The organism is Schlegelella aquatica, assembly GCF_026013905.1.
In the GTDB taxonomy this organism is placed as follows: domain Bacteria; phylum Pseudomonadota; class Gammaproteobacteria; order Burkholderiales; family Burkholderiaceae_C; genus Caldimonas; species Caldimonas aquatica.
In genome coordinates this window covers 2883816-2899906 of sequence record NZ_CP110257.1, presented here as the reverse complement: position 1 = coordinate 2899906, position 16091 = coordinate 2883816, and the positions used below count along the sequence as shown (strand labels likewise).

Sequence of the window (16091 nt, the reverse complement as noted above, 5' to 3'; positions counted from 1 at the left end):
GGCTTTCGTGCTTGTGGTGCTTCTAGAATCGTCGTTTCTGCGCTCGCGGTTCGCGGGCTTGCTTGGAGGTCGTGATGATCAAGGTCGGTATCGTCGGGGGCACGGGCTACACCGGGGTCGAGCTGTTGCGCCTGCTCGCGCAGCATCCCGAGGCGCAGGTGGTCGCCATCACCTCGCGCAAGGAAGCCGGCATGCCGGTGGCCGACATGTACCCCTCGCTGCGGGGGCGCGTCGATCTGGCCTTCGTCACCCCCGATGAGGCACGCCTCACCGAATGCGACGTGGTGTTCTTCGCCACCCCGCACGGCGTGGCGATGTCGCAGGCGCGCGAGCTCCTCGCCGCCGGCGTCAAGCTCATCGACCTCGCGGCCGACTTCCGCCTCAAGGACGTGTCCGAGTTCGAGCGTTGGTACGGCATGCCGCACGCCTGCCCGGACATCCTCGCCGAGGCCGTGTATGGCCTGCCGGAGCTCAACCGCGAGGCCATCCGCCGGGCGCGCGTGATCGGCAATCCGGGCTGCTACCCCACCAGCGTGCAGCTCGGCTTTGCGCCGCTGCTGCGCACGCCGGGCCTGGTGGATGCGGCGCATCTCATCGCCAACTGCGCCTCCGGCGTGTCGGGCGCCGGACGCAAGGCCGAGGTGCACACACTGCTGGCCGAGGCGAGCGACAACTTCAAGGCCTACGGGGTCAAGGGCCACCGCCACGGGCCGGAGATCAACCAGCAGTTGCGCCAGATCGCTGGCGTGCCGGCCGGCTCGCCGGAGGTGAACTGCCTGTTCGTGCCGCACCTGATCCCGGCCATCCGCGGCATTCATTCGACCTTGTATGCACGGCTGACCCCGCAGGGGCAGGCGGCCGACCTGCAGGGGCTGTTCGAGGAGTTCTACCGGAACGAGCCTTTCGTGGACGTGATGCCCCCGGGCTCGGCCCCGGAGACCCGCTCGGTTCGGGCCTCGAACTTCGTGCGCATCGCGGTGCACAAACCCATGCCGGACCTCGCGATGGTGCTGGTGGTGGAGGACAACCTCACCAAAGGCGCCTCGGGCCAGGCGGTGCAGTGCATGAACCTGATGTTCGGGCTGGAGGAAACCGTCGGGTTGCTGCAGGTGCCGGTGTTGCCTTGAGTCCTGCGGGCAGCGGCCAGGGGGGCACGACGCCCGCAGCCCCGTACCGAAAGCCCGTGCGGGTGCCAGGTGAAGGCCGCTGTGGGATGATTCGCTTGAAAGCGCGGCGCGTGGCCGCATTTTCCCGATTGCCCGGGGAGGGCGCCCGCCCGCAGGTCCGCGCGAGCCGATCCGCTCGCCGATAATGAGGGCAGCCTTTCCCGACCGCCAGGAGTCCGCATGAGCGCAGCAGCCGAAACCCTTTCCACCCCCGTCGCCGAGGAGATGCCGGCGCCCATCATCTTCACCGACAGCGCGGCCCAGAAGGTCAAGCAGCTGGTCGATGAGGAGGGCAACCCGGAGCTCAAGCTGCGCGTCTTCGTGCAAGGCGGCGGCTGCTCGGGCTTCCAGTACGGCTTCACCTTCGACGAGATCGTCAACGAGGACGACACGAAGATGGAGAAGAACGGCGTGACGCTGCTCATCGACGCGATGAGCCTGCAATACCTGATCGGCGCCGAGATCGACTACAAGGAAGACCTGGAAGGCGCTCAGTTCGTCATCAAGAACCCGAACGCGACCACCACCTGCGGGTGCGGGTCGAGCTTCTCGGTCTGATCGACGCTCGGCGCCACACGCGCGAGAAGCCGCCTGCGGGCGGCTTCTTCGTTTCTCGTCGCCCCACTCGTCTACGGCGCGTAGACGCCCCCCAGGAGCCGAGGACCGGCGGCGCCGGTGACTTCCGGCAAGTTGCCGGGCCGCCCCTCCATGCGCTCGCGCGCCAGCCAGGCGAAGGCGGCGGCCTCGACTTGCAGGGGCGGCAAGCCCCGCTCATCGCTCGTGACCACGCGGCAGCCGGGCAGCAAGGCGGCCAGACGCGACAGCAGGTGCTCGTTGTAAGCCCCCCCGCCGCAGACGACCAGTTCGGCAGTGGCCGGGGCGTGCCGGCGCAGCTGCGCCGCACAGCACGCGGCGGTGAACTCGCACAGCGTGGCCTGCACGTCCTCGGGTGCCAGGGCCGGCAAGGCGTCCAGCCGCTCCTGCAGCCAGTTCGCGTGGAACAGGTCGCGGCCCGTGCTCTTGGGCGGCGGCAGGGCCAGCCAGGGCTCGGCGTACAGCAGCGTCAGCAGCGCCGGAGCCACCCGGCCGCTCGCTGCCCAGCGGCCGCCCGCGTCATAGGGCTGGCCCAGCTGGCGCTCGCACCACAGGTCCATCAGCACGTTGCCCGGGCCGCAGTCGAAGCCGAGCACCGGGCCTGTGGGCGGCAGCAAGGTGAGGTTGGCGATGCCGCCCACGTTGAGAACGGCCACTTCGCGGTCCGCCCGGGCGAACACGCCGCGGTGGAAGGCGGGGGCGAGCGGGGCGCCCTGGCCGCCAGCGGCCACGTCCCGGGAGCGGAAATCGGCTACCACGGCGATGCCGCTCAGCTCGGCGAGCAACGAGGGCTGGAAGAGCTGGATCGTGTAGCCGGTGCCGTCGAACTCGCCCGGCCGGTGGCGCACCGTCTGCCCGTGAGCGCCGATGGCGACGATCTCGTCGGGGCGCAGGCCGGCCGCCTGCAACAGGTCCTGCACCGCCTGCGCGTATCGGCGTGCCAGGCCGTTGGCGGCGAGCGCCGCGCGATGGAGTTCGTCCGGCCCCGGGGTGTTCAGGGCGAGCAACTCGGCCTTGAAGGCCGGGTCGAAGGGGCGCGCGGCGTGCGCGAGGACCTGCAGCGCACCTGCTTCGCCAAAGCGCGCCAGCACCCCGTCCACGCCGTCCAGCGAGGTGCCGGACATCAGGCCGATGTAGAGGCCGGTGCGAGCGGTCACTCGGCGCTGGCCAGCTGCTGCTGAGCGGCGGCGACCGCCAGTTGGGCCTTGAGCGTCTGCGCGTGGGCGAGGAAGCGCTCGCGCATGGCCGGCGACAAGGTGTAGGTTTCGGACGATCGGGCGACGCGCAGCGGATCGACCTGCTCGCCGCGCTCGCGGAACTCGAAGTGCAGGTGAGGGCCCGTGGCCCAGCCGGTGGCGCCCACCGCACCGATGCGCTGGCCTTGCTCGACGCGCTGGCCCTTGCGCACGTCGATGCGGCTCAGGTGCGCATAGACGGTCACGCGGTCTGCGCCGTGCTTGATGTAGACGACGTTGCCGTAGCCGTTCTGCACGCCGGCGAAGTCCACCACGCCGTCACCCACCGTGCGCACCGGTGTGCCGGTCGGGGCGGCGTAGTCCACGCCCAGGTGGCGGCGCCAGGTCTTGTGGATCGGGTGGAATCGCATCGCGAACCCCGACGTCATCCGGGAGAACTCCATCGGCGAGGACAGGAAGGCGCGCCGCATGCTCTGGCCGTTGAAGTCGAAGTAGCCGCCCTTGCCGCCCGGCTCCTGGTACCACACGGCCTCGAACGTCTTGCCGTTGTTGGTGAACTGGGCCGCCAGCACCCGGCCGGCCGCCTGATTCCAGGTGACGGGCTCGCCGTCGGCTTCGAGGGCTTCGTAGAGCACCGTGAACCGGTCGCCGCGGCGCAGGTCGCGCCGGAAGTCGATCTCGTTCGAGAAGATCTCGGCGAGCTGGGTCGCCACCGTGTCCGGGATGCGGGCGGCGTCGGTCGCCGCGAAGAGCGAGCTGTGGATCACCCCGCCGCCCAGACGCACGCGGGCGGCGAGGGGGGCCTGCTCCTTGGTGACCTTGAAGGACTCGCCTTCGCGCGTGATCGAAAGCCGCGTGAAGTGGGTCGAGAACTGCGTGTCCTTCTCGGCCGGGTAGCGCACCACCAGCTGGCGCAACTGCCCCAGCTCGCCGGCGGTGGCCTGCACCATCTTGCCGGGGCGGCCCTGCAACACCAGCCGACCCAGCGGGTCCTGGCGCAGGAAGGCCGCGGCGGCGGCGTCGGTGACGCCCAGCCGGGTCAGCAGCGTGTCGGCCGTGTCGCTCGCGCGGGTGAGGTCGTTGCGGTTGAGTTCGAGGACGTGGTCGTTCAGCGCCTCGATCTGTTCATCGATCGGCAGGGGCTGCACCTCCTCGGCGATGAGGCGGCGGGGCAGGTCCGCGGCGTCGGGAGCGAGCGGCGCCACGCCGAAGGCGGTGATGCCGGTCCCGAGCAGCAGCGTGAGGATGGCGGCCGTGATGCCGCGGCGATGCTCGTGTGCCCAGGCCATCGCCCGACCGAACCCGCGCTCCAAGGACTCCAAGGTGTCGTTCACTGGATGCGTCTTGTGTTAAACGTGGGAGCGTCCCGTGGGGCGCCCCGATGAACCCTCGCTTCGTGGTGACGTTGCCGTCACTTCTGCGAGGCCGCCGATCCGGCCATGTGCCGGCCGCCGTGCCTTCGCGCCGGGAGCCGGGGCAGGCCTGTCACCCGCCGTGGCCGAACAGCATCGGTCGCGGGGTGGGCCCACCGACAGCCCCTAGAATGCCGAAGCACCGATAGCCAGGGGATTGAGTGCGGCGGAGTATAGAGCCGCCACCCCCTTTGCCCCTACTGAAAAACCCCCTATGTCCTCGGTTACATCTCAGCCTTCCGCCGCGGCTCCCGCGCAAGATTTGTCATCGCCGGCCCCGAAATACCCGATCACGGACAAAGTTCGGGAGGCCATGAACATCTCGTTACGCGGCTGTGAGGAGTTGTTGCCCGAAACGGAGTGGCTGCACAAACTCGCGCGGGCTGAAGCAACAGGCGTGCCACTTCGTATCAAGCTGGGCCTGGACCCCACTGCGCCGGACATCCACCTCGGCCACACGGTGGTCCTGAACAAGATGCGGCAGCTCCAGGACCTGGGGCACACGGTGATCTTCCTGATCGGGGACTTCACCTCGATGATCGGCGACCCGTCCGGGCGCAACACCACCCGCCCGCCGCTGACCGCCGAGCAGATCAAGGCGAACGCCGAGACCTACTACAAGCAGGCGAGTCTGGTGCTGGACCCGGAGAAGACCGAGATCCGCTACAACTCCGAGTGGAGCGATGCGCTGGGCGCGCGGGGCATGATCCAGCTCGCCGCGAAGTACACCGTCGCGCGCATGATGGAGCGCGACGACTTCACCAAGCGCTTCAAGGCCGGCACCCCCATCTCGATCCACGAGTTCCTGTATCCGCTGATGCAAGGCTACGACTCCGTGGCGCTGCGCGCCGATCTGGAGCTCGGCGGCACGGACCAGAAGTTCAACCTGCTCATGGGACGCCACCTGCAGCAGGAGTACGGGCAGGAGCCGCAGTGCATCCTCACCATGCCGCTGCTCGAGGGCCTGGACGGCGTCGAGAAGATGTCCAAGTCCAAGGGAAACTACGTGGGCATCACCGAGCCGGCGAACGACATGTTCGCCAAGCTCTTGTCGATCAGCGACGAGCTGATGTGGAAGTACTTCACGCTGCTCAGTTTCCGCTCGGAGGCCGAGATCGCCAAGCTCCGGCGGGAGGTGGCCGATGGGCGCAATCCCAAGGAGGTGAAGGTGCTGCTGGCCAAGGAGATCACGGCCCGCTTCCACAGCGCCCGCGCGGCCGACGAGGCCGAGGCGGACTTCAACCTGCGCGCGCGAGGGGGCGTGCCGGACGAGATCCCCGAGGTGAGCCTGCCGGGCGCGCCGCTGGCCATCGGTGCGCTGCTCAAGCAGGCCGGGCTTGCGCCTTCCACCAGCGAGGCCCTGCGTCTGGTCGACCAGGGCGGCGTGCGCGTGGATGGGGCGGTGGTCTCAGACCGGGCCCTGAAGCTTTCGAGCGGCACGTACGTGGTGCAGGTGGGCAAGCGCAAGTTCGCGCGCGTGACGCTGGCCTGAGCCTCCGTCGGTGAAGATCCAGCGCTATCTGCATCTGTCGGTCGCCGCGGCGGTGGCCACCATCGCGCTCAAGACGGGCGCCTGGTGGGTGACCGATTCGGTGGGGCTGCTGTCCGATGCGCTGGAATCGGTGGTGAACCTCGCCGCGGCGCTCTTTGCGCTGTGGATGGTGAGCGTCTCCCAGCGGCCGGCGGATTCGGAACACCACTACGGACATGCCAAGGCCGAGTACTTCTCGAGCGCCTTGGAAGGCCTGTTGATCTTCCTCGCGGCCCTGGCCATCATGGTGGCGGCGGTGGACCGGCTGCTGCGGCCTCAGCCGCTGGAAACCCTGGGCCTCGGCATGGCCCTGAGCGTGCTGAGCTCGTTCATCAACGCGGGCGTCGCCTGGATGCTCATGCGCGCCTCTCGGGAGCATCACTCGATCGCGCTCGAGGCCGACGCACGGCACCTGATGACCGACGTGTACACCTCGGCCGGGGTGGTGGCGGGGCTCCTGCTCGTGCCCGTCACCGGCTGGCAGTGGCTGGACCCGGTGTTGGCGATCGCCGTCGCGCTGAACATCGTGCGCGAAGGCGCTTCCTTGCTCTACCGTTCGGCCCACGGGCTGATGGACCGCGCCCTGGACCCCGAGGAGCAGCGTCAGATCGAGGCCGTCATCGCCGCCCACGTGCAGGGGTGGGCCGCCGATGGGGTGCGCGCGGACGACTTGCGCACGCGGCGCGCCGGGCGGCATCGCTTCTGCGAACTGCACTTGCACGTGCCCGAGCAATGGAGCGTGGGCCGGGCGATGCAGTTGCGGCAGACGCTCGCCGCCGCGCTGATCGAGCGGGTGCCCGGGCTGCGGGTGACGATCGAGCTCGCCCCCGTGGCCGCGGAACCGCTGGCCGCGCAGCCGGGCACCGGGCACGACCCGATCGAGGAGGGCTGAGGTGCTGGCGCTGGTGCAGCGGGTGGCCGAAGCGCGCGTCGAAGTGGCGGGCGAGGTGGTGGGCGCGATCGGCCGGGGGCTGCTCGTCTTCGTGTGCGCCGAGCCGGGCGACACCGAGGCCCAGGCGGACCAGCTGGTCGCCAAGCTGCTCAAGCTGCGCATCTTCTCGGACGAGGCGGGCAAGATGAACCGCAGCGTGCAGGACGTCGGAGGCGGCCTGCTGATCGTCTCGCAGTTCACGCTGGCCGCCGACACCTCGGGCGGGAATCGTCCGAGCTTCGCCGGGGCGGCGCCGCCGCAGCAGGGGCGGCAGCTCTACGAGCATGTGGTGTCGCGCTTGCGCGCTGCGCATCCGCAGGTTGCCACCGGCCGTTTCGGCGCCCACATGCAGGTGCACCTCGTCAACGACGGGCCGGTGACGATACCGCTGCGGTTCGCCGCCGAAGGGGCGTGACGCCCGCCTGCCGGGCGGCCATGAAAAAGGCCGCCCGAAGGCGGCCCGTGCGCGCTGCGGCCCACCGCCTTGGCGGCGTGGCCGGCCCGCTCAGTCGGCGTACTGGCCTGCGGCCTTGATGACCGGGCCCCACTTGTTGATCTCGGCTTCCACGAACTTCTTGTGATCCGCCGGATTGACGCGGTTGTCCGTCACCACCACCGCACCGAGCGATTCCTGGCGCTTCAGGAACTCGGGGTCCTTCAGCGCCGTCTTGAGGGCGGCATTGAGCTTGTCGAGGACAGGCTTGGGCGTGCCCTTGGGCGCGTACAGCCCGTGCCAGATCGTGACGTTGAATCCCTTGAGTCCCGACTCGTCGAGGGTGGGCAGGTGCTTGAGCGCCGGCGTGGCCAGGCGCTTCGCCGTGGTCACGGCATAGGCCTTCACCTTGCCGCCCTCGATCTGCGTGGTGGTGTTGGTGGTCTGGTCGCACATCAGATCGACCTGGCCGCCGATCAGGTCGGTCATCGCGGGGCCGGTGCCCTTGTACGGCACGGTGGTCATGTCGATCTTGAGGGTGGACATGAACAGCAGGCCGCACAGGTGCGAGGCCGAGCCGAGGCCCGCGTTGGCCAGGTTGATCTTGCCCTTGTTGTCGTTGAGCCACTTGAGCAGCTCGGCGTAGTTGTTGGCCGGCAGCGTGGGACGGCCGATCAGCGTCATCGGCACTTCGTTGATGAGGCCGATGTACTCGAAGTCCTCCAGCGTCTTGTACTGGAGGTTGCGGTACAGCGCGGGCGAGGTGGCCATCGCCACGTGCGCCAGCAGGATCGTGTAGCCGTCCGGTGCGGCCTTGGCGACCTTGGTGGCGCCCAGGGTGCCGCCGGCGCCCGCGACGTTCTCAATGATGATCTGGCCCCCCAGCGCCTTGCGCATGGTGTCGGCCAGGTCGCGCGCCACCTTGTCGGTCGGCCCGCCCGCCGCGAACGGAACGACGAAGGTCACCGGCTTGGTGGGGTAGTCCTGAGCGTAGGCTGCCCCGGAGGTCAGGGCCGCGACCGCGGCGGCCATCAGCAGACGTTTCATGCGTGTCTCCTAAGCGGAAAGGGACTCTCGGTGCGAGTCCGAAAGACCGGCCGATGCTAAGGGCCGGGCGCCCCCGCCGCCCGGTGGGAACTACGTAAGGAGCGCCCCTAGGTCCGGCGCGCTGCGCTTCTATATGTGTAGCAGTGATTTGGGAATTCCGAAAGTGTATTGGACGTCCATAAGGGCGGTGTCTACCCTCGCTCCATCGCATCAGGAGAGCAGTCATGGCAGGCATCAGGGCATCCGGGAAGAGCGCGCTGAGCGCGTGGGCGGCCGTGGCCGTCATGCTCTGGGCCGGCGCCGCCCATGCGGAGCCGGTGTCTGCGGCTCATGCGCGCGAAGCACTGGCCTCCGGCGCGATCGCGTGGGACGTACGGGCGCCCGCGGCGTATGCGCAGGGCCACCTGCCGGGGGCCGTGTCGGCGCGCGTCGACAGCCTGGACCTGGCCGCTCTGGAGGCGCTCGTCAGCGCCCGGGGCATCGACCTTTCGCGCGGCGTGGTGGTGTACGGCCTGCCGGGCGATGAGGGGGCTGCGCGTCTGCATGCGCGGCTGGAGAGCGTGTCTCCGGGCAAGGTGTACTGGCTGGTGGGCGGGCTCGAGGAATGGCAGCTGGCCGGGGGGAAGGTCAGCCGGGAGGTGGCGGTGCGGGCCCCGGTGCCGCAGCGTCTCGTGGTGCGCGACGACAACGAGCGCGACCTGCGCATGGCGGCGCATGCCTTGCGCCGCCCGCACCCCTTCGCCCTGTGGGAGGTCGCGGGCGCCCGCTGAGGCGAGCGTACGCGCAAGACCTCACCAGACCCCCAGACCGCACCAGACGAAAGGGCGCCCCCAGGCGCCCTTTTCTTTTCTACTCGTAGCGGCGGGCGTCCTCGATCACTTTGCCGTCATTGGGCAGGGTGCCCGGGGCACACAGCTCGACCTCGCCGCGCAGCTTGGTCACCTCGCGCAGCGTCTGCGCGATGCGCTCGGCCAGCCCTTGCGCCGGGGAGGCCACTTCGGCGCGCAGGGTCATCCGGTCCTGAGCCATCTCGCCCGAGACCACGAGCCGCGCGCGCCCGATCTCGGGATGACGGCGGGCGACGTCGGCGATCTGCGAGGGGTGGACGAACATGCCGCGCACCTTGGCGGTTTGGTCGGCCCGGCCCATCCAGCCTTGGATGCGCGTGTTCGTGCGGCCGGTGGGGCAGCGTCCGGGCAGGACGGCCGACAGGTCGCCGGTGCCGAAACGGATGAGGGGGTAGTCGGGGTTGAGGGTGGTGACGACCACTTCTCCCACCTCGCCTTCGGCCACCGGGTCGCCGGTGCCGGGACGCACGATCTCGACGATCACGTGCTCGTCGAGCACCAGCCCTTCGCGCGCCGGGGTTTCGTAGGCCACCAGGCCGAGGTCCGCCGTGGCGTAGCACTGGAAGGCCTGCACGCCACGCTCCGCCAGCCAGTCGCGCAGCGAGGGCGGAAACGCCTCGCCGGAGACCAAGGCCTTGCGCAGCCAGGGCAGCCCGATGCCGGCTTCGGCCGCCTTGTCCAGGAGGATCTTCAGAAAGCTCGGCGTCCCGGCGTAACCCTGGGGCTTGAGCTCGCTGATCGCCTGCAACTGCAGCTCGGTGTTGCCCACGCCACCGGCGAAGACGGTGCACCCGATGGCGTGGGCGCCCGTTTCCATCATCGAGCCGGCGGGCGTCAGGTGATAGCTGAAGCTGTTGTGGATGAGGTCACCGGCGCGGAAGCCGGCCGCGTAGAGCGCGCGGGCCATGCGCCAGTAGTCGGCGGCCGCGCCTTCGGGCTCGTACAGGGGGCCGGGCGACTGGAACACGCGACGCGCTCCGCGCCCGGGACCCTGGCCGCGCCAGCCGACGGTGGCGAAACCGCCGAACACATCGTCGGCGCGCCGCGCCTTCTGGCGCTCCAGCAGCTCGTGCTTGCGCACCACCGGCAGTCGGGCGAGGGCCGCGCGGGACGTGATGGCGTCGGGGTCCACCTCGTGCAGCAGTTCGGCGTAGGCGGGGGCCTGCGCGCGCGCATGCGCGATCTGTGCCGGCAGCGCAGCGAAGAGGGCGCGCTCGCGCTGCTCGGGGTCGCGGCATTCGAGGTCGTCGTAGTAGGGGGCGGGTTCCGGCATGGCCTGGAGCTCCTTCGGTCTCATTCGTCCTCGTTCCAGCGCGCGAGACGGCGCCGAACGTCTTCCGTGAACCGGCGCACGTCGGCCCCGCTCGCCAGGCGCCGGTCCTCCCAATGCGGTGTGCGGGCCGGCCGCTCGACCACCTTCGCGCGGATGCAGTCCGGCTCGAGCGTCAGCAAGACGACGGGGTGCCCGCGGTACTCGAACGAGTCGCCGCGCGCGGTCAGACCCCGCAACTCGCGCAGGTCGCGGCGCAGTTTCACGATCGCCTCGTCCGGTTTGAAGGGCGGCAACGCGAAAGAGAAGTCGTCCGTCGTCATGGAAGCACCTTGCACCTGGGCACATGGGTCGTGCCGGCGGGTCGGTTCGTCCTCGGATTCGGGCCCGGCCTGCGTCCGCCGGCCAGCCTCGCCTGATTCATGACAGCCAGCGCTTGCGGCGCTTGTAGCTCTTGACGTCGCGGAAGCTCTTGCGGTCGCCGCCGCCCATGCCGAGGTAGAACTCCTTGACGTCTTCGTTCTCGGCCAGGTCCTTGGCCGTGCCGTCCATCACGACGCGGCCGTTCTCGAGGATGTAGCCGTAGCTGGCGTAGCGCAGCGCGACCCGGGTGTTCTGCTCGGCCAGCAGGAAGGTGACCCGCTCCTTGACGTTGAGGTCCTTCACGATCTCGAAGACCTCCTCGACGATCTGAGGGGCAAGACCCATCGACGGCTCGTCGAGCAGCACCATCTTCGGATTGGCCATCAGCGCGCGGCCGATGGCGCACATCTGTTGCTCGCCGCCCGAGGTGTACGCGGCTTGCGAGTGGCGGCGCGTCTTCAAGCGCGGGAAGTAGGTGTAGACCTTCTCCAGCGTCTCGGCGATGGCCGCCTTGCCGTCGCGCCGGGTGTAGGCGCCGGTCAGGAGGTTCTCCTCGATCGTCAGGTGGCCGAAGCAGTGGCGGCCTTCCATGACCTGCACCACGCCCCGGTGCACCAGGTCGGCCGGGGTGAGTTTTTCGATGCGCTCGCCGCGCAGCTCGATCGAGCCTTTGGTGACCTCGCCGCGCTCGCCGGCCAGCAGGTTGCTCACCGCCCGCAAGGTCGTCGTCTTGCCCGCGCCGTTGCCGCCCAGCAGCGCGACCACGCTGCCTTCGGGCACCTGCAGCGACACGCCCTTGAGCACGAGGATCACGTGGTTGTAGATCACCTCGATGCCGTTGACGTTGAGTAGCACGTTGCTCATGCAAGTTCCTCTGCCGTGGGGCCGGCAGCCGCGAGGCTGCCCGGTCCATTTCGAGTGTCGCCTCTGGACCGGCACGGCCGGTCCAGAGGCGGCGCCCCCTCGAGGGGGCGCGGCGCGAGCCGCGACGGGGTGGATCAGGACTGGCAGTCCTGCGGCGTGCGGCGGGTCAGCTTCTTTTCGTTGGCGTACTTGTCGGCCGCGGCGCGCACCATCGGGCGGATGATCTGTTCGTCCGCCTGGTACCAGTCGGAGCTGAAGTTCCACTTGCTGCCGTCCCAGGTGTGCACGCGGGCCCAGGTCGACCCCATGTGGTCCTGGCACGAGGTGCTGATGGGCCGCAACACGCCATTGAAGCCCAGCGCGTCGAGCTTCTTCTGGTCGAGCGCGAGGTTCTCCAAGCCCCAGCGCACCTGTTCGCCCGTCATGACCTTGCCCTTGCCGAAGCGCTCCTGCGCGCGGCGCACGGCTTCCACCGCCAGCATCTGGATGATCACGCCGCGGGTGTAGAGCACGGAGCCGACCTCTTCCTTGGGGCCGGTGCCCATGCCCTTGCCGTGCACATGCTTCAGGATGTCCTGGATCACCTTGGGCTGTTGGCCGTAGCCGTTGAGCGCCAGCGCGTTGTAGCCCTTGGCGCCTTCGCCGACGTCCTTCACGTCGGGTTCCGCCCCGGCCCACCACACGCCGTACATCTTCTCGCGCGGGTAGCCGGTGGCCTGCGCTTCCTTCAGGGCGGTGGAGTTCATCACCCCCCAGCCCCACAGCAGCACGTAGTCGGGGCGCTGCTGGCGCACCTGCAGCCAGGCGGACTTCTGCTCGACACCCGGCGCGGTGACCGGGATCTTCAGCAGCTCGAAGCCGTGCATCTTGGAGCGTTCCTCAAGCAGCGGGATGGGCTCCTTGCCGAACGGCGAGTCGTGATAGACGAGGGCGATCTTCTTGCCCTTGAGCTTGTCGAGGCCGCCTTCCTTCTTGCCGATGTGCTGGATCAGGATGTCGGCGCCGGTCCAGTAGCTGCCCATCAAGGGGAAGTTCCATTTGAAGACGCCGCCGTCCTGCGAGGCCGACAGGCCGTAGCCCAGCGTGATCAGCGGGATCTTGTCGGCCGGCGCTTTGTCGGTGAGCGCGAACGTGATGCCGGTGGACTGCGGGTCGAAGACGGTCGCGCCCTTGCCCTTCAGGCGCTCGTAGCACTCCACGCCCTTGTCGGTCGCGTAGCCGGTCTCGCACTCCTCGAACGTGAGCTTGACGCCGTTGACGCCGCCGTCGCGCTCGTTGATGAGCTTGATGTAGTCCTGCTTGCCGTTGGCCCAGGGCGTGCCGTTGGGCGCGTACGGGCCGGTGCGGTAGACCAGCAGCGGAAAGAACTGCTCCTTGGCCTGCGCATGGGCAGGCGGGGCCATCAGCGAGCCGGACACCGCGGCCGCGCAAGCGGCAGCGAGTGCGAGTGACTTCAGTTTCATCTCTTGTCTCCTTTTGGTGGTGGGCACTCGAAGGTGCGAGGGAACTCGTTGCCGGAAGATCAATGCGGGAATGGCCACAGCCGCAGCTTTTCCTTGGCGGTGGACCACAGCCGTGCCAGTCCGTGCGGCTCGACGATCAGGAAGAAGACGATCAGCGCGCCGAAGATCATGTAGGTGAGGTGCGCGGCCATCGCGGTGGACAGCGGCGCGCCCAGCCACCGCGGCACGGCGTCGAGCAGGATCGGCAGCAGCACGATGAACGCCGCGCCGAAGAAGCTGCCCATGATGGAGCCCAGGCCGCCGATGATCACCATGAAGAGCAGCTGGAACGAGCGGTCGATGTTGAAGGCGGCCGGCTCCCAGGCACCCAGGTAGATGAAGCCCCACAACGCCCCCGCCACGCCGACGATGAACGAGCTGACCGCGAACGCGGTGAGCTTGGCGTAGACCGGGCGGATGCCGATGACCGCAGCCGCGACATCCATGTCGCGGATCGCCATCCACTCGCGCCCGATGGCGCTGCGCACGAGGTTCTTGGCCAAGAGACCGAAGACCAGCACGAAGGCCAGGCAGAAGAGGTACTTCTGGACCGGTGTTTCGATCGGCATGCCCAAGACGTTGAGCCCCGCGACACTGACCGAGCCCGACGGCGAATCGTTGGTGAACCACTTGATGCGCAGGAAGGCCCAGTCGACGAAGAACTGCGCGGCGAGCGTCGCCACGGCGAGGTACAGGCCTTTGATGCGCAGGCTGGGCACACCGAAGATGACACCGACGACGGTGGCGCTCGCGCCGCCGAGCAGCAGCGAGGCGAGCAGCGGCATGCCGTCGATGCGCACATGGAAGTTGTAGGCCGCGTAGGCGCCCACCGCCATGAAGGCCCCGGTGCCCAGCGAGATCTGACCGCAGTAGCCCACCAGGATGTTGAGCCCCAGCGCGGCCAGCGACAGGATCAGGAACGGAATCAGGATGGCACGGAAGAGGTACTCGTCGGCGGTGAACGGGATCACGACGATCGCCACGAGCAGCAGCAGCGCCATCGCGATGCGGTCTTGCTTGATCGGGAAGATCGCGAGGTCGGCGCGATAGCTCGTCTTGAACTGGCCGTTTTCTCTGTAGAACATGGTGGTTCCAGTCGATGATCTTTGGGTTTCGGCACGCTTGGCTCAACTCGGCCTTGCCAAGTCAGGCCGCAGCGAAGCATTGCTCGTGCTCATACACGATCAATGATCTTTTCGCCGAAGAGGCCTTGTGGGCGCACGAGCAGGAACACGAGGGCCAGCACATAGGCGAACCAGATCTCGATGCCGCCGCCGAAGTACGGGCCGATGTAGATCTCGGAGAGCTTTTCGCCCACGCCGATGATGAGTCCGCCGATGATCGCGCCCGGCACCGAGGTGAGTCCGCCGAGGATCACCACGGGCAACGCCTTGAGCGCCACCAGCGACAGCGAGAACTGCACGCCGAGCTTGGAGCCCCAGATGATTCCGGCCACCAATGCGACGAAGCCCGCCACGCTCCAGACGATCACCCAGATGCGGTTGAGCGGGATGCCGATCGACTGCGCCGCCTGGTGGTCGTCGGCGACGGCGCGCAGCGCGCGGCCGGTGGCCGTCTTCTGGAAGAACACCGACAGCAGCGTGACCAGGGCGGCCGCGATCAGCGCGGCGATGAGGTCCTCCTGGCTGATGAGGATGCCGCCTTGGAAGAGGCTGTCGCCGACGATCACCGGGTCCTTCGGCATGCCGACGTCGATCTTGTAGATGTCGTTGCCGAACAGCGTCTGCCCGAAGCCGTCGAGGAAGTAGGTGATGCCCAGCGTGGCCATCAGCAGGGTGACGGCCTCCTGGTTGACCAACTTGCTCAGCGCCAGGCGTTCGATCAGCCAGGCGACGACGACCATCATCGCCATCGCGGCGACGAAGGCGAGCACGTTGGCCAGCGCCTTGCTTTCGAAGCCGAACCACTGCGGGAACCACTCGGCAAAGCGCGCCATACCCAACGCGGCGAACAGCACCATCGCGCCTTGCGCGAAGTTGAAGACGCCGGAGGCCTTGAAGATGAGAACGAAGCCGAGTGCGATCAGCGAATACAGCATGCCCGCCATCAGGCCGCCGATGAGTGTCTCGATGAAGAATCCCATGGTCGTTGTCCTGACGTGTTCAGTGCGAGGTGCCGAGATACGCCCGGATGACGTCTTCGTTGTTGCGCACCTCGTCCGGGGTGCCGTCGCCGATCTTCTTGCCGTAATCGAGCACGACGACGCGGTCCGAGATGTCCATCACCACGCCCATGTCGTGCTCGATCAGCACGATGGTGGTGCCGAACTCGTCGTTGACGTCCAGGATGAAGCGGCACATGTCCTGCTTTTCCTCGACGTTCATGCCGGCCATGGGCTCGTCGAGCAGCAGCACCTGCGGCTCCATCGCCAGCGCGCGGCCCAGGTCCACGCGTTTTTGCAGCCCGTAGGGCAGGCGCCCGACGGGCGTCTTGCGCCACGCCTGGATCTCGAGGAAGTCGATGATGCGCTCGACGAACTCGCGGTGCTCGATCTCCTCGCGCTCGGCGGGCCCCCAGCGCAGCGCTTGCAGGAAGAGGTTGCTCTTCATGCGCAGGTTGCGGCCGGTCATGATGTTGTCCAGCACGCTCATGCCCTTGAAGAGCGCGAGGTTCTGGAAGGTGCGCGCCACGCCCATCTCGGCGACCTGCCGCGAGTTCATGTGATGGAAGGTCTGGCCGCGGAAGGTGATCGTGCCCTGCTGCGGGGTGTACACGCCGTTGATGCAGTTGAGCATCGAGCTCTTGCCGGCGCCGTTGGGGCCGATGATGGCGCGGATCTCGTGTTCGCGCACGTCGAAGCTGATGTCGGTGAGCGCCTTGACGCCGCCGAAACTCAGCGAGATGTTGCGCACGTCCAGGATGACGTCGCCGATCTTGCGGCCGGCCACCGGCGCGTCGCTGTCGGTGGCCGGG

The 16091-nt window shown here is 68.4% G+C and carries 16 protein-coding genes; 6 read left to right on the top strand and 10 right to left on the bottom strand.

Features of this window, described 5'->3' with window-relative positions; translation table 11 throughout:
* Positions 1-74: 74 nt before the first annotated feature.
* Positions 75-1127, top strand: coding sequence for an N-acetyl-gamma-glutamyl-phosphate reductase (gene argC, locus OMP39_RS13245; RefSeq protein ID WP_264892202.1), 1053 nt, complete (start codon positions 75-77; stop codon positions 1125-1127).
* Positions 1128-1346: 219 nt separating this feature from the next.
* Complete coding sequence (gene erpA / locus OMP39_RS13240; protein WP_264892200.1) at positions 1347-1724, top strand: iron-sulfur cluster insertion protein ErpA; 378 nt, start codon at positions 1347-1349, stop codon at positions 1722-1724.
* Between the two features lie 71 nt (positions 1725-1795).
* Here the strand turns inward: erpA and OMP39_RS13235 are convergent, their stop codons facing one another.
* Positions 1796-2917, bottom strand: coding sequence for an anhydro-N-acetylmuramic acid kinase (locus OMP39_RS13235; RefSeq protein WP_425340638.1), 1122 nt, complete (start codon positions 2915-2917; stop codon positions 1796-1798).
* Entirely contained in the window at positions 2914-4245 is a 1332-nt protein-coding gene (locus OMP39_RS13230; RefSeq protein WP_425340679.1) for a M23 family metallopeptidase, read from the bottom strand. Before OMP39_RS13230 ends, OMP39_RS13235 begins: the two co-directional genes overlap by 4 nt.
* 436 nt (positions 4246-4681) lie before the next feature.
* Between OMP39_RS13230 and tyrS the strand changes: the two genes are divergently transcribed.
* Genes tyrS through dtd form a run of 3 tightly spaced genes read left to right on the top strand, consistent with a single transcriptional unit; the run spans position 4682 to position 7245 of the window.
* The gene (gene tyrS, locus OMP39_RS13225) at positions 4682-5860 is read left to right on the top strand and encodes a tyrosine--tRNA ligase (RefSeq protein ID WP_425340637.1); all 1179 of its coding nucleotides are present in this window, start codon (positions 4682-4684) and stop codon (positions 5858-5860) included.
* 10 nt (positions 5861-5870) lie between these two features.
* Complete coding sequence (locus tag OMP39_RS13220) at positions 5871-6791, top strand: cation diffusion facilitator family transporter (protein WP_264892196.1); 921 nt, start codon at positions 5871-5873, stop codon at positions 6789-6791.
* 1 nt (position 6792) lies between these two features.
* Positions 6793-7245 carry a D-aminoacyl-tRNA deacylase gene (gene dtd, locus OMP39_RS13215; RefSeq protein WP_264892195.1) on the top strand — a complete coding sequence of 151 codons (453 nt, stop codon included), beginning with the start codon at positions 6793-6795 and terminating at the stop codon, positions 7243-7245.
* Positions 7246-7335: 90 nt separating this feature from the next.
* Here dtd and OMP39_RS13210 read toward each other — a convergent pair whose 3' ends face one another.
* Positions 7336-8310, bottom strand: coding sequence for a tripartite tricarboxylate transporter substrate binding protein BugD (locus OMP39_RS13210; RefSeq protein WP_264892193.1), 975 nt, complete (start codon positions 8308-8310; stop codon positions 7336-7338).
* A gap of 224 nt (positions 8311-8534) precedes the next feature.
* Here OMP39_RS13210 and OMP39_RS13205 point away from each other — a divergent pair, with 224 nt between their 5' ends.
* Positions 8535-9080 carry a rhodanese-like domain-containing protein gene (locus OMP39_RS13205; RefSeq protein WP_264892192.1) on the top strand — a complete coding sequence of 182 codons (546 nt, stop codon included), beginning with the start codon at positions 8535-8537 and terminating at the stop codon, positions 9078-9080.
* 79 nt (positions 9081-9159) lie between these two features.
* Here the strand turns inward: OMP39_RS13205 and OMP39_RS13200 are convergent, their stop codons facing one another.
* The 7 genes from OMP39_RS13200 to OMP39_RS13170 form a co-directional block, all read right to left on the bottom strand.
* A complete protein-coding gene (locus tag OMP39_RS13200; RefSeq protein ID WP_264892191.1) occupies positions 9160-10431 on the bottom strand; it encodes a phenylacetate--CoA ligase family protein in 1272 nt (423 codons plus the stop codon).
* 20 nt (positions 10432-10451) lie between these two features.
* Complete coding sequence (locus OMP39_RS13195) at positions 10452-10751, bottom strand: hypothetical protein (protein ID WP_264892190.1); 300 nt, start codon at positions 10749-10751, stop codon at positions 10452-10454.
* 97 nt (positions 10752-10848) lie between these two features.
* On the bottom strand, positions 10849-11655 hold the full coding sequence (locus tag OMP39_RS13190; protein ID WP_264892189.1) for an ABC transporter ATP-binding protein: 807 nt from the start codon (positions 11653-11655) through the stop codon (positions 10849-10851).
* A gap of 134 nt (positions 11656-11789) precedes the next feature.
* The gene (locus tag OMP39_RS13185; RefSeq protein ID WP_264892188.1) at positions 11790-13118 is read right to left on the bottom strand and encodes an ABC transporter substrate-binding protein; all 1329 of its coding nucleotides are present in this window, start codon (positions 13116-13118) and stop codon (positions 11790-11792) included.
* 59 nt (positions 13119-13177) lie between these two features.
* Positions 13178-14242 carry a branched-chain amino acid ABC transporter permease gene (locus tag OMP39_RS13180; RefSeq protein WP_264892187.1) on the bottom strand — a complete coding sequence of 355 codons (1065 nt, stop codon included), beginning with the start codon at positions 14240-14242 and terminating at the stop codon, positions 13178-13180.
* Between the two features lie 89 nt (positions 14243-14331).
* Complete coding sequence (locus OMP39_RS13175; RefSeq protein WP_264892186.1) at positions 14332-15261, bottom strand: branched-chain amino acid ABC transporter permease; 930 nt, start codon at positions 15259-15261, stop codon at positions 14332-14334.
* Positions 15262-15280: 19 nt separating this feature from the next.
* On the bottom strand, positions 15281-16066 hold the full coding sequence (locus OMP39_RS13170; protein ID WP_264894577.1) for an ABC transporter ATP-binding protein: 786 nt from the start codon (positions 16064-16066) through the stop codon (positions 15281-15283).
* Positions 16067-16091 lie beyond the last annotated feature (25 nt).